The following is a 13465-nucleotide window of genomic DNA, read 5'->3' on the forward strand; positions in this document are numbered from 1 at the left end:
CGTCCGATGGACCTTGCGGATCAGCTCTCCGTCAAGAGCGGCCGCACCACGTACCTCATCGTGGCCCAGACCACGTACAGCAGCGGCGCGAGCGCCAGCAGCAGGCCGAGCACCGGCTTGAGCAGCACCACCGCGACCGCGAGCGCGAGCACCGCGAGCGTCGGCGCCGTCAGGTACCAGCGGCGGGCCACCAGGTACAGGCACGGCCGCACCAGCTCGCGCACCCGGCGCGGCGACTCAGCCACCACCACCAGCACCGCCACCGTCACGGCCACGACCAGCGCGGCCCCGGTGGCGAAGAACGGCACCAGGGCCGCACCCCACGAGGCGCCGGCGACCACCACCGCGTCGACCGCGAGCACGCTCACCGCGACCGCGCCCGCCAGCCACGCGGCCAGCGCGCGCGTCGCGGCCCGCCGGTAGCCGGACCAGAAGGCGCGCAGCACCGCCGTCGAGCCGTCGTCCAGCAGGGCGAAGCACTGGAACGCGCCCGCCAGCGCCGGCGCGCACACCGCCGACAGCACCGCGAAGAACGGCCACGACAGCAGCGGGTCGCGCACCAGCGCCAGCGCGGCCAGCAGCGGCGCGCACGACAGCGCCAGCAGCACGTTCGTCATCAGCCCGACGTAGACGGTGCCGAAGACCTTCTCGTACGTCTCCTGCCGAGCCGGACGCAGCAGGCCGCGCGCCGCGCTCATCCTTTCAACCCGCTCGTCGCGATGCCTTGGATGAAGTAGCGCTGCCCGAACAGGAAGATGACCATGACCGGCAGCACCGACAGCACCGCGCCCGTCATGATCATGGCGTAGTCGGCCTGGTACTGCCCGACGAAGGAGCGCAGGCCGAGCTGCACGGTCCACAGCTCGTTGCTCGTCAGGTAGATGAACGGCCCCATGTAGTCGTTCCAGGTGCTGACGAACGTGAGCAGGGCCAGGCTCGCCAGCGCCGGCTTGGAGAGCGGCAGGATGATCCGCCGGTAGATGCCGTACTCGCTGAGCCCGTCGATCCGCGCGGCCTGACACAGCTCGTCCGGGATCGACATGTAGTACTGCCGCATCAGGAAGACGCCGAACGCGCCGAACGCCTGCAGCAGGATGATCGACAGGTGCGTGTTGATCAGGTCGGCCCGCTGCATCATGATGTACTGCGGCACCATGTAGGCCTGCCACGGCACCGCGATCGTGGCGATGTAGGCCAGGAAGAGCCCGTCCCGGCCGGGGAAGCTCACCTTGGAGAAGCCGTAGGCGGCGAAGCTGCCGGTCAGCACCTGCAGAAACGTGATGACGACCGACAGGTAGAGCGAGTTGCCCAGGTAGGTCGCCATCGGGATCTGCTCCCAGATCTCCACGTAGTTCGACCAGCGGAACTCCCGCGGGATCCACTCGATGGGGATCGTGAAGACCTCGTTGTTCCGCTTCAGCGACGAGGTGACCATCCACCCGAGCGGCAGCAGCACCAGCAGCGTCACCGCGACGAGCGACACGTACGCCAGCGTCCTGCGGAAGATCCTGGGCCCGCGCGGCGGCGGGCCGGCCTGGCTCGCGCCGGGGCCGGCGGCCGGGGGAGCCTCGCGCAGCGTGGTCATCAGGAGCTCCTCCGTTCGTTGATGCGGAACTGGACGACGGTCACGGTGAACACCAGGAGGAACAGCACCAGCGCGATCGCCGACGAGTAGCCGAACTCGCCCTCCCTGATGCCCTCACGGAAGATGAGCTGGGCCAGCACCAGCGTGCTGCGGCCCGGCCCGCCGTCGGTCATGACCACGATCAGGTCGAGCACCTTGAAGCTCTGGATGGTCAGCATGACCAGCACGAAGAACGTGGTCGGCCGCAGCGACGGGAGCGTGATGCGCCAGAACCGCTGCCAGGCGTTGGCCCCGTCGACCATGGCGGCCTCGTAGTACTCCTTGGGGATCGTCTGCAGACCGGCCAGATAGAGCACCATGTAGTAGCCCATGTCCCGCCACACGCTGGTGGCGATGACCGCGGGCATCGCCCAGTCGGTGCTCGCGACCCAGCGCGGCGGGTCCTGGACGCCGATCGCCTCCAGGAACAGGTTGACCGGCCCCGCCGTGGGGTTGAACAGCATGTTCCAGACCACGGCCACCGCGACCAGCGAGGTGACGTACGGGAAGAACGCCGCGGTGCGGAAGAACTCGACGCCGCGCAGCCTGCGGTTCAGCGCCATGGCCAGCCCGAGGGCGGCGGCGAGGGTCAGCGGGATGTGGCCGGCCGAGTAGTAGATGGTGTTGCGGAGCGCCACGTGGAAGTTCTCGTCGTTCCACAGCCGCGCGAAGTTCTCCAGCCCCACCCATTCGGGGTCGTTGGCGGAGTCCCATTCCATGAACGCCAGCGCGAACGCGGCGAGCACCGGGACGAGCGTGAACAGGGCGAAACCCAGGAAGTTCGGCAGGATGAAGCTCCACCCGATCAGGGTGTCGCGCCAGGCCCGCCGACGGCGGGGCGCCTGCGATCCGCCCGGCGCCGGGTGCGTCATTACGTGCGCCATGGTGTCCCTCTATGGCTCCTTTCGCGAAGACTCCTTCGCGAACCTGATGCGGGAGCGGCGGGCGCCCCCCTGCGCCCGCCACGGCGTCCCTTAGTTGAGGACTTCGCTCTTGACGCGGTCGTTCATCGACTTGATCCCCTCGGCCACCGACTTGTCGCCGACCATGATCAGCTGGTGCTCCTCGTTGAGGATGGTGTCGACGTCGGAGGTCTTGTCGCTCACCGGCATCTCCAGCACGACCTTGTCCGGCTCGAACGCCTTCTTCGACAGGTCGTCGGCCGGCATGCCCTTGAGGCCGAAGTACGCCTCGGTGATCGCCGGGTCCTGCAGCGCGGGCACCACGCCCACCTTGGTGATCGCCTCCGCGCCGGCCTTGCTCGCGGCGAACTGGACGAACTTCCTGGCCAGGTCGGCGTTCTCGCTCCGCTTGTTCACCGCGAACGCCGTCGGCGAGCCGAACGTGGTGACATCGGTGGCGCCCGGCCGCTGCGGCATCGGGGCCAGCGCCCAGTCGACCTGGCTCTCGCCCTTCTCCTTGGCCTCAAGAATGCCGGAGATGTACCAGGTGCCCATGGGCATCATGGCCGTCGCGGCGGTCTCGAACATGGTCCGGTAGTCGGCCTGCTGGGCCGTGGCGGTGCCGAAGTCCAGCGCGTTGCCGCCCTTCTGCAGCGACAGCGCCATGTTGTACTGGTCGGCGAAGAAGTTGTAGTCGCCGCTGAGCTGGTCGCCGCCGGTCTGGGCCGCCGAGATCGCCTGGATCACCGACCGCCAGGTGTGGTGGTAGGTGCCGTAGACCTTCTGGTTACCGTCGCCCTGGCTGAGCTGCTGGGCGTACTTGGCGTAGTCGTCCCAGGTGATGGGGCCGTCGAGCTTGATGTTCGCCTTGTCGAACATGGCCTTGTTGTAGTAGAGCAGCCAGAAGTCCTGGCGGTACGGCAGCGCGAAGTAGCTGTCGTTGACGTTGAACGCGTCCAGGCCGGCGAGCTTGGAGGTGTCGGTCGACTTGACCATGTCCGTGATGTCGAGGAGCTGCCCGCGGGCGGAGTAGCGCGAGTAGTCCGTCACGTTCTTCATGGTGATCACATCGGTCTTGTCGCCACCGGCCAGCATCGTGGTGACCTTCTCGGGATAGTCGTCCGCGAGAATGTCGGCCGGCTTCACCGTGACCCCGGGGTTCGCCTTCTCGAAGGCGTCGAACAGGGCGGTGAACTCCGGCGTCTTGGCGAGGTTCCACACGGTGATCGTGAGGGTGGTGCTCCCGCCGCCTTCGGCGGTCTCACCGGAGCCGCCGCCACCGCACGCGGCGACCGCGAGGGCGAGCGCGGCGGCCACTCCCGCGGTCTTCACAAGATGGCGGCGCACTCTGGCCTTGGGGGGGTTCGAAGGGATCATTGATCCGGTCTCCTTCCATGAAGCCGGGCTCAGGCGCTCACGCTGATCTCGTCGGCTGTGACCGGCGCCCGTGGCGGCAGGCCGGACAGGTAGCGTTCGAGCTCGTCGAGGGCGCTCTCACTCATCCGCCGGGTCTCTGATCCCAGAGATCCGGCGACGTGGGGGGTGATCATGACGTTGTGCAGGTCGTACAACGGCGAGTCGGCAGGCAGCGGCTCCGGGTCGGTGACGTCGAGGATCGCGTCGAGCCGCCCCGTCACGCACTCGCTCTCCAGAGCGGCGGTGTCGAGCACGGACCCACGCGCCGTGTTGATGACGGTCGCGCCGTCCCTCAGCAGGGCGAGCTCCGCCGCCCCGATCAGGTGACGCGTTTCGGGCAGCGCGGGCACGTGCAGGGTGAGCACGTCGCAGCGCCGCAGCAGGTCGGGCAGCTCGACCAGCCTGCCGCCGGCCGCGCGCACCTCGGCCGGGTCGGCGTACGGGTCGGCCACCAGGATGTCGACCTCCAGGCCGCGAAGCCTTTCGGTGACCCTGCGGCCCACCCGCGAGAAGCCGACGACGCCGATCGTGCGCCCGCGGTTGGACAGCTCGCCGCGCCCGGCCGCGTAGGACCAGTCGTCGCGATGTTTGCGCGCGTCGTGGGCCAGGAACGGGGCCTTCTTGCCCGCGAAGATGATCGCGGCGAGGGTGAACTCGGCGACCGGTATCGCGTTCTCGTCGGCGGCGTTGGTCACGAGTATCCCGCGCCGCCATACCTCGTCGGTGACGAAGGAGCGTACCGTGCCCGCGCAATGGAAGATCGCCCGGAGCTCCGGCGCACCGGCCAGCAGCTCCTTCGTCAGCGGCGGGCAGCCCCACGAGGTGACGAGCACCTCGACCTCGCGCAGCCTGCGCCGTACGAGCGGGTCGTCGAAGTTCATGGTCGAGATAGGATCGGTGAGTTCGACGAGTTCGTGCAACCGTCGTAACTGCGGCTCCTGAAACTGCACCCCGAAGTGCGCAGGATCCATGACCAGCAGGGCCTGTGGTCGACGACGGTCTCTCACCCGGGTCCTTTCGGCAGCAAGCGCTTACCAGTGTCGCTGATCATGTCCGATCATTTCAATCACGTCAAGATCTCTTTAGGGCGCTATACGATCGTTATCGATCGTCAAGGTCAGGCTCGGCGGCGCATTTCGGCGTGAAGGCTGATCGAAGTGAGCGCTTTTGATCAGTGTTTGCTTGACGTGTTCGCTCGGTGATGCCAGCATCGCCTGAACTCATCGCTGACTGGGAGGCCCGATGCGCTGGCTGCGGGAGCTGGACGACCGGAAACTCTCGCCCCACACCGGCTGGACCCGCGACCACTGGGCGGCGCTGGCCGACCACCTCCTGCTGTCGGCGCGGCGCCACGCGTCCCCGTCCCACGCGCGGATCTCCTTCCCCGGCGAGCCGGGCGGCTATGGCCCCGACGTGGACGGGCTGGAAGGCTTCGCGCGCACGTTCCTGGCCGCCGGGTTCCGGGTGGCCGGCGAGGGTGGCCGCGACCCGCACGGCCACCTGGAGTGGTACGCGCGCGGCCTGGCCGCCGGCACCGACCCGGGCTCCCCCGAGCGGTGGGTGCGGCTGGACGAGCACGACCAGGCCAAGGTCGAGGCCGCCTCCATCGCGCTGGTCCTCCACCTGACCAGGCCGTGGCTGTGGGACCGGCTCGACGACGGCGTCCGGGAGCGGGTGGTCGCCTATCTGGCCCCGGCGATCGGGTCCTGGTATCCGCCGATCAACTGGGTGTGGTTCCAGATCGTGGTCGAGCAGTTCCTCGCCTCCGTCGGCGGGCCGTGCTCTCCCGCCGACATCGAGGCCGGGCTCGCGCTCACCGACGGGTTCGCCCGCGAGCAGGGCTGGTACGCCGACGGCGACAAACGCGCCTACGACCACTACGTCGGCTGGGCGCTGCACTTCTACCCGCTGCTGTGGACCGAGATGGCCGCCGGCGACCCGGCCGCCGACACCCGCCGCCCCGCCTACCTGTCCAGGCTGGAGCGCTTCCTGCGCGACGCCGTCCACCTCGTCGGCGCCGACGGGTCGCCGCTCATCCAGGGCCGCAGCCTCACCTACCGGTTCGCCGCCGCCGCCCCGTTCTGGGCGGGCGCCAGGGCCGGCGTCGGGTCACCCGGCCTGCTGCGCCGCGCCACCTCCGGCATCGTCCGCCACTTCGCCGAGCACGGCGCCCCCGATGACGACGGCCTGCTGACGCTCGGCTGGCACGGCCCGTGGCGGCCGATCGCCCAGTCCTACTCCGGCACCGGCTCGCCCTACTGGGCCGCCAAGGGCCTGTACGGCCTGGCGCTGCCCGCCGACCACCCCGTGTGGACCGCCGTCGAGGAGCCGCTGCCGGTGGAGGAGGGCGACTTCCAGCTCGCGATCCGGTCACCCGGCTGGCTGGTCTCCGGCACCCGCGCCGACGGCGTCGTCCGCGTCGTCAACCACGGCACCGACCACGCGCTGCCCGGCGACCAGCTGTCCGACTCCCCGCTCTACGCCCGCCTGGGCTACTCCACCGCCACCTCGCCCGTCCTGGCCGGCCCGCACGCCGCCGACCCGCTCGACCAGTCGGTCACCCTCCTCGACCCGTCGGGCCGGCCCAGCCACCGCACCGGCTTCGACGCCCTCCTCGCCGACCGCCTCCCCACCGGCACCGCGCTCGGCGCCTCCCGCTGGCGGGCCCACTGGGTCGAGCCCGGCCTGGACGCCCCGGACCACGGCTCGGGCCGCGCCGGCGCCGTCACCCCCGGCCCGACGCTCACGGTCGTGTCCGCGCTGCGCGGCCCCTGGGAGGTCCGGCTCGTCCAGGTGGCCGCCCCATGCACGTCTCCTCTGCGGATCGGCGGCTGGCCGGTCTCGTCGGCCTCCGACTCCCTGATCGTCCCCGGCCCCGGCCTCGACCTGGCGGACGTCACCCGCGCCGACGACGCCACCCCGCTGTCCCCGGAGACCTTCATCCCCTGGTGCGGCACCACCGCCGCCGCCGAGCCCGGCCGCTGGTACGTCGCCGGCGTCCACCTCGGCACGGCCGCCTCCCCGGCCCCCGAGATCGCCTGGACCGCCACCACCGCCCGCATCACCTGGCCGGACGGCGTCACCGACACCCTCGACCTTCCCGCCCTCCTCCGCTGACGGGACGGCGGTCAGGCGGAGGAGGAGGAGCGCACGATCAGCCGGGGCTCGACGACCACGCGGTGAGCCGGGCGGTGCGGGTCCCGGTCGGCCAGACGGGCCGCCAGCAGCGCGAACGCCGCACGCCCGATGGCCGCCTTCGGCGGACGCACCGCCGACAGCGGCGGGTCGCACAGCTCGGCCACCTCGTCGTCGTACGTGACCACCCCCAGGTCTCCTGGCACCCGCAGGCCGCGTTCCTGGCAGCGCTCGACCAGGCCGATCGCCTCCGGATCCGGATGGACGAGCAGCGCCGTGGTGCCCGTGGCGAGGCAGGCGTCGAGGATTTGGTCCAGGGCCGCCGTCCAGCCGGGATCACGCCGGTCGACCACGGTCAGGTCGGGGGCGCCCTCCAGGCCGAGCTCCTCGCTCGCCTGCCGCCACCCGCGCCGCACGTGCGGCGCGGTCGGGCTCTGCTCGGTGGTGATGACGCCGATCCGGCGGTGCCCGAGCGCGGCCAGGTGGCGCACGGCCATGGCCGCCCCGAGCGCGTGGTCGCTGACGACGGACTCCATGGCCTCCTGGTAGGGACCGATGGTGGCGGCGCGTTCGACGAGGACGACGGGGACGGGCGCCTGGCGCAGCCACCGCACCAGCTCCTCGCCGTCGTCGCCGGTGGTCGTGGGCGCGACGAGCAGCCCGTCCACGCCCACGAACTCCACCAGCCACGACAGCTGCCGCCGCTCGTCGGCCGCCTGGTAGGAGGCGCCGCGCAGGACGATCCTGGCCCCGGCCGCCGCCGCGGCCTGCCGGACGCCGCGGATCACGTCGGGCCAGTAGTAGTCGAGCGACGGCACGACCATCCCGATCGTGAGCCGCCGCGCCTCGCCGCCGTTCTCCTCGGGGACGGGCTGCGGCGGCGCGGCCCCTTCCGGCTCGCCGACGAGCGCGCCGCCGTGCAGCACGGCCCCGCCGCGCACCCGCCGGATCACCCCCTGGGAGGCGAGCAGCGCGATGTCGCGGCGGATGGTGATGGCGGAGACGTCCAGCTCCTCGGCCAGGTCGGTGACGCGCACCACGCCGCGCTGCCGCAGCAGCTCGACCACCTGGGCGCGGCGCTCGTCCGGCAGCGGCGCCGGCGAACCGGTCCCGGTCATCCCCGCACCCCCACCCGCACCAGGACCGACCCTTCGGCGGTGCCGGGCAGGGCCAGCTCCAGCCGGGTCAGCCGGTCGCCCCACACCGCGGTGAGCATCGGGTCGTCCAGCTCGCGCACGGTCAGCGAACCGGCCGCCCGCTCCGGGTCCCACGTGAGGACCGCGGCCCGCCCGCCGCCGGGCGGCCGCACCTCCACCTCCCCGGGCCCGTCCTGCCGCACCTCGCCGGCCAGCAGGAACCGCAGCGCGCTCGGCTCCCCGTCGCCGGTGAAGCGCCAGGCGTCCTCGATCGTCACCTCGCCGGACGAGCGGTCGAGCAGCGCCGTCCGCCACCACCGCTCCAGCCCGCCGACCGGGTAGGCGGCCGCGAGGTCCAGCCGTACCCGGAAGAGGCCGGGCTCGTCGGCCACCTCGACGTCCCTGGCCCGGTAGGACGCGCCCGCACGCTGCGGCGTGCCGCGGACCTCGGGCACGTTGTGCCAGTCACCGCGCATCGTCCAGATCGCGTAGCGGTCGGGCCCGAACGTCTGGGCGGTGTACGTGGGCCGCCCCGCGTCGACCACGGCCGGCACCCCGTCGACGGCCACGATCACGGAACCGACGTCGTTGTGGTTGTGGTTCTCCGCGTTGTGCCCGCCCTTGACCACGAGCGCGAGCCCCCGGTCGGTGCCGCCGGCCGCGCGCGCGACGCCCATCTGGGTGCCCGGCAGCCACGCGGAGGCGACCAGCGGCGGCCCGGCGGCCTCGGCCGCCAGCCACGCCGGGTCGCCCAGCGCGGTCATGACCCGCCCCAGCTCGGCGGCGGGGGAGACGGCGGCGGCGCGCTGGGCGGCCGCGTGACGGACCCCCTCGGGATCGCCGACCCGCCGCGCCCACCGGTGGAGCACGTCCCAGGGCTGGCCGGCGGGCGGCCGCGCGCGGGCGTCGGCGACGTTCACGTACCACCCGCCGCCCAGATGCATCAGGTACGGGAAGCGCACGGTCGCGCGGACCACCGGCGCCCCGGCCGCGTCGAGCACCCCCGAGGTGGCGTGCGCCAGCACGTCGAGCGCCTCCAGCGCGCGGCAGGCGCCGTTCCACCAGTATTCGTAGCCCTCGTCCACCGACCCGTCGGGAGGCAGCGCCGCCAGATAGCGGTCGACGCCCTCGACGGCCAGCGCGACCTGCAGCGCCCGCTCCTCGCCCGGCTCGGCCAGGCGCAGCGCGGCGACCAGCACGTTGCCGCAGATCCACGGGCACCAGTTGTGGACGTGACCGTCGAGTCCGAGCCAGTGCCAGTCGCGCCGCCGGGTGAAGGGCTCCAGCACCCGCGCCCGCACCTCGGCGCGCACCCGCTCGCGCACGCCGGGGAAGCGCTCGTCCAGCCGCTCGCCGATCGCCTGGTCGGCCCAGGCGAGCTGGGCGGCCACGTCGCCGGCGCCGAGGTCGAGGCAGGGGACGGCCGGGTCCGGCAGCACGGCGCCGCGCGGCCGGCAGGACTCCTCGTGCGCCGGCCAGCACCACGAGCTCTGCTCGCACAGCAGCACGATCCCGTCGGCGGCCTCGGCCAGCCACCCGTCGTCGCCGGTGGCCGCCGCCATGAGCACGGCCCGGGTCAGCCGGTCCTGGCGGTCGAACACGTTGCGCTCGTAGACCGTGCGGTCGCCGTCCTGGAAGTAGCGCGCGTACTGCGAGGCGAGCGGCTGCGGCCACGGAGAGCCGCGCTCGGCCTCCGCCCGCTCGCGCACCGGCTCCAGCGCCCGCCGCGCCGGCTCGCCCGCCAGGTCGGGGGCGGGCAGCGCGCGGCCGGGATCCAGCAGGACGCGGGCCAGCGCGCCCGGAGAGGCGGCCGCTCCCCAGAGGCTGAGCAGTGGGCCGGGACGGGCGGTCTCCGCGGCCCGGAGGGGCGGGCCGGTCGCCGTGTTCGTCATAGTCCCTCCTCGGGAGCCACCTCATAGTACCGATCGAACCTGATCGAAGATGATTCACCCGCGAACCTCCATGGAGCAAGTGATCGAACCCTTACACTCCTCTGGATCATGAAAAGAAAACTGTGGGCCGCCGTGGCGGCGCTCGTCCTCGTAGCCGCGTGGGGCTGCTACGAGCTGGTCAACGCACGCACGTTCCAGCTCGCGGGGAAGCTGGTCGACCGGGTGGAGACGGCGGAGAAGGTCGTCGCGCTCACCTTCGACGACGGTCCCGACGAGCACACGCAGGAGATCATCGACGTGCTCGCGAAGGAGCGGGTGCGTGCCACGTTCTTCGTCGTCGGATCGGAGCTGCGCGCCCGCCCCGAGCACGCCGCCGCGCTGGTGCGGGCCGGCCACCAGCTCGGCAACCACACGTTCACGCACCGCAGGATGGTGTTCGTGTCCGGCTCGACCGTGGCCGAAGAGGTGGAGCCGACCGACGCGCTCATCCGCGCCGCCGGGCAGCGCGGCGACATCCCGTTCCGGCCGCCCACCGGCAAGAAGCTGCTCGCGCTCCCTCTCTACCTGGCCGAACGGGAGCGGGTCACGGTGATGTGGGACGTCGAGCCCGACTCGGGCCGCACCCCCACCGCGGAGCGGATCGTGGCCGAGGTCCGCGAGCAGGTGCGGCCGGGCTCGATCGTGCTGCTCCATCCCTGGTACGAGAGCGGCGCCCGGACCCGGGAGGCCATCGGCGGCGTCGTCTCGGGGCTGCGGGCCGACGGGTACCGGTTCGTGACCGTGGCCGAACTGCTCCGCCAGGAGTGAAAGCCGGAACCGAGGGGAAGAGGGGAGCCTTCGCGGACGGGAGGCCGGATGGGGACGAGCGCCGAGCGGCGGGTGGAACGGGTGGCCAGGGAGGCCCTCGGGCTGGACGAGCTGCGGCCCGGCCAGCCCGAGGCGATGGCGGCGCTGACGGAGGGCCGCGACACGCTCGTGGTCATGCCGACGGGAGGCGGCAAGTCGGCCGTCTACCAGGTCCCCGCGCTGCTGCTGGACGGGCCGACGCTGGTGGTGTCGCCGCTGATCGCGCTCCAGCGCGACCAGGTGGAGGCGCTGCGCGAGCGTGACGAGCAGGCGGTCAGGCTGGACGCCGGCACCTCGAAGGGCGAGCGGGAGTCGTCGTTCGAGTCGCTGCGCGCGGGCGAGACCGAGTTCCTGTTCTGCGCGCCCGAGCAGCTCGCCAGGCCCGACGTGGTGCGCGAGCTGGCCGCGGCGAAGCCGTCCCTGCTGGTGGTGGACGAGGCCCACTGCGTCTCGGCCTGGGGCCACGACTTCCGGCCCGACTACCTGCGGCTGGGCGCCGTCGCCGACGCTCTCGGCCGGCCGGTCGTGGCCGCGCTGACCGCGACGGCCGCGCCCCCGGTGCGGGCCGAGATCGTCGAACGGCTCCGCATGCGCGACCCGCTGGAGGTGGTGTGCGGCTTCGACCGCCCCAACATCAGCCTGGAGGTACGGGGGACCACCGGCGACGGCGAGGACGTGGCCGAGGCCGTCGAGGCGCTGGCCAAGCCAGGACTCGTCTACACCGCCACCCGCAAGCGGGCCGCCGAGCTGGCCGGACTCCTGGGCGAGCGGGGCGTGCGGGCGGCCGCCTACCACGCCGGGATGCGGCGGGCCGACCGCGACGCCGTCCAGGAGGCGTTCATGGCCGGGGAGCTCGACGTGGTGGTGGCCACCAACGCGTTCGGCATGGGCATCGACAAGCCGGACGTCCGGTTCGTGGTGCACGCCCAGGTGCCCGGCTCGCTCGACTCGTACTACCAGGAGATCGGCAGGGCGGGCAGGGACGGCGAGCCCGCCGCGGCGGCGCTGTTCTACCGGGCGGAGGATCTGGGGATGCAGCGGTTCTTCACCGGCGGGCTGCCGGACGAGGACGCGCTGGCCGCGGTCGCCCGCGCCATCGGCGAGGAGGGCGGGCGGACCGACCGCAAGCACCTGCGCGAACGGCTCGGCATCACCGCCCGCCGCGTCACGTCGCTGCTGAACCTGCTGGAGAAGGCGGGCGCGGTCCGGCTCGGCACCCGCTCCGTCGCCGCCGCCGAGGACGCGCCCGCCCCGGAGGAGGCGGCACGGGCCGCCCGCGAGGTCGCCGAGCGGCACCGGGAGGTGGAGCGCACCCGGCTGGAGATGATGCGCCGCTACGCCGAGACCCGCGACTGCCGCCGCGGCTTCCTGCTCGGCTACTTCGGCGAGCGGCTGCCCGGCCCGTGCGGCGCCTGCGACACCTGCCTGGCCGGCACCGCGTCCCACCCGGAGCCGGCCGGCGACGTCCGGTTCCCGATGCACGCCCGCGTCGAGCACGTCGAGTGGGGGCCGGGCGAGGTCATCCGCCGTGAGGAGGACCGGCTGACCGTGCTGTTCCACGAGGGCGGCTACCGCGAGCTGCTGCTGTCGGCCGTCACGGAGGAGGGCCTGCTGCGCGAGGCCGGGTGACCGGGCATCCCGCCCGGTCGTGCACCATGGAGACGTGACCGTAGCAGAAGGCACCGCGCTCGGCAGGCTGGCCGGGCTGGTGGAGTGCGGCGGGGTGGTGGTGCTCAGCGGGGCGGGCCTGTCCACCGAGTCGGGCATCCCCGACTACCGCGGCCCGACCGGCCGGTCCCGCAACGCCCAGCCGATGACCTACCAGCGCTTCGTCGGCAGCGAGCAGGCGCGCCGCCGCTACTGGGCGCGCAGCCACGTCGGCTGGCGGCAGATCGGCGCCGCACTCCCCAACGCCGGGCACCGGGCGGTCGCCGCGCTGGAGCGGCGCGGCCTCCTGGCCGGCATCGTCACCCAGAACGTCGACGGGCTCCACCAGGCGGCCGGGGCGCGGCAGGTGATCGAGCTGCACGGAGGCCTGGACCGGGTGGTCTGCCTGTCCTGCCGCGAGCGCACCCCTCGGGCGGAGCTCGACCTGCGGCTGCGCGCCGCCAACCCCGGCTGGGCGGCCGACGCGGGGCAGATCAACCCCGACGGCGACGCGGTGCTCAGCGACGAACAGGTCGAGGGCTTCCGGCTGGTCGGCTGCCGCTCGTGCGACGGCGTGCTCAAGCCCGACGTGGTGTTCTTCGGCGAGAACGTGCCGCGCCCGCGCGTCGAGCGGTGCTTCGAGCTCGTCGGGTCGGCGCGGGCGCTGCTCGTGCTCGGCTCGTCGCTGGCCATCCGCTCCGGCCTGCGCTTCGTGGACCGGGCCGCCGCGCTCGGCCTGCCCATCGCGATCGTCAACAAGGGGGCCACGGGCGGCGACCACCACGCCACCTTCACCGTCGACGCCCCGCTCGGCGCCACCCTCACCGCTCTCACCGCGACCACGTCGCCGCTGCGGGCACAATAGGG

Annotated in this window: 11 protein-coding genes; 4 read left to right on the top strand and 7 right to left on the bottom strand. The window is 72.8% G+C overall.

Annotated elements, in window-relative coordinates; all coding sequences use genetic code 11:
* Positions 1–20: 20 nt before the first annotated feature.
* From ACZ6YG_RS09920 to ACZ6YG_RS09940, 5 genes are all read right to left on the bottom strand, one after another.
* Entirely contained in the window at positions 21–698 is a 678-nt protein-coding gene (locus ACZ6YG_RS09920) for a hypothetical protein (protein ID WP_466017704.1), read from the bottom strand.
* Positions 695–1585 (bottom strand): carbohydrate ABC transporter permease, encoded by an 891-nt coding sequence (locus ACZ6YG_RS09925; protein ID WP_148033301.1) that lies wholly within the window; start codon positions 1583–1585, stop codon positions 695–697. Before ACZ6YG_RS09925 ends, ACZ6YG_RS09920 begins: the two co-directional genes overlap by 4 nt.
* The gene (locus ACZ6YG_RS09930; RefSeq protein ID WP_271276947.1) at positions 1585–2508 is read right to left on the bottom strand and encodes a carbohydrate ABC transporter permease; all 924 of its coding nucleotides are present in this window, start codon (positions 2506–2508) and stop codon (positions 1585–1587) included. Before ACZ6YG_RS09930 ends, ACZ6YG_RS09925 begins: the two co-directional genes overlap by 1 nt.
* Before the next feature lie 90 nt (positions 2509–2598).
* A complete protein-coding gene (locus tag ACZ6YG_RS09935) occupies positions 2599–3903 on the bottom strand; it encodes an ABC transporter substrate-binding protein (protein WP_364228534.1) in 1305 nt (434 codons plus the stop codon).
* Positions 3904–3932: 29 nt separating this feature from the next.
* Positions 3933–4823 carry a hydroxyacid dehydrogenase gene (locus ACZ6YG_RS09940; RefSeq protein WP_246640779.1) on the bottom strand — a complete coding sequence of 297 codons (891 nt, stop codon included), beginning with the start codon at positions 4821–4823 and terminating at the stop codon, positions 3933–3935.
* A 361-nt stretch (positions 4824–5184) separates the two neighbouring features.
* Here ACZ6YG_RS09940 and ACZ6YG_RS09945 point away from each other — a divergent pair, with 361 nt between their 5' ends.
* Positions 5185–7059, top strand: coding sequence for a DUF2264 domain-containing protein (locus ACZ6YG_RS09945; protein ID WP_466017705.1), 1875 nt, complete (start codon positions 5185–5187; stop codon positions 7057–7059).
* An 11-nt stretch (positions 7060–7070) separates the two neighbouring features.
* Here ACZ6YG_RS09945 and ACZ6YG_RS09950 read toward each other — a convergent pair whose 3' ends face one another.
* Both ACZ6YG_RS09950 and ACZ6YG_RS09955 read right to left on the bottom strand, forming a co-directional pair.
* Positions 7071–8195 carry a substrate-binding domain-containing protein gene (locus ACZ6YG_RS09950; protein WP_271276950.1) on the bottom strand — a complete coding sequence of 375 codons (1125 nt, stop codon included), beginning with the start codon at positions 8193–8195 and terminating at the stop codon, positions 7071–7073.
* Positions 8192–10105, bottom strand: coding sequence for a heparinase II/III domain-containing protein (locus ACZ6YG_RS09955; RefSeq protein WP_466017706.1), 1914 nt, complete (start codon positions 10103–10105; stop codon positions 8192–8194). The genes ACZ6YG_RS09950 and ACZ6YG_RS09955 overlap by 4 nt, the downstream gene beginning before the upstream one ends.
* A 108-nt stretch (positions 10106–10213) precedes the next feature.
* Here ACZ6YG_RS09955 and ACZ6YG_RS09960 point away from each other — a divergent pair, with 108 nt between their 5' ends.
* The 3 genes from ACZ6YG_RS09960 to ACZ6YG_RS09970 are packed head-to-tail and all read left to right on the top strand — an operon-like array spanning position 10214 to position 13463.
* Positions 10214–10912, top strand: a complete 699-nt coding sequence (locus tag ACZ6YG_RS09960) for a polysaccharide deacetylase family protein (RefSeq protein ID WP_466017707.1) — start codon at positions 10214–10216, stop codon at positions 10910–10912.
* Between the two features lie 48 nt (positions 10913–10960).
* Complete coding sequence (locus ACZ6YG_RS09965) at positions 10961–12580, top strand: RecQ family ATP-dependent DNA helicase (protein WP_466017708.1); 1620 nt, start codon at positions 10961–10963, stop codon at positions 12578–12580.
* A gap of 34 nt (positions 12581–12614) precedes the next feature.
* On the top strand, positions 12615–13463 hold the full coding sequence (locus ACZ6YG_RS09970) for an NAD-dependent protein deacetylase (protein WP_466017709.1): 849 nt from the start codon (positions 12615–12617) through the stop codon (positions 13461–13463).
* Positions 13464–13465 lie beyond the last annotated feature (2 nt).

The organism is Nonomuraea sp. NPDC054003 (assembly GCF_055585125.1).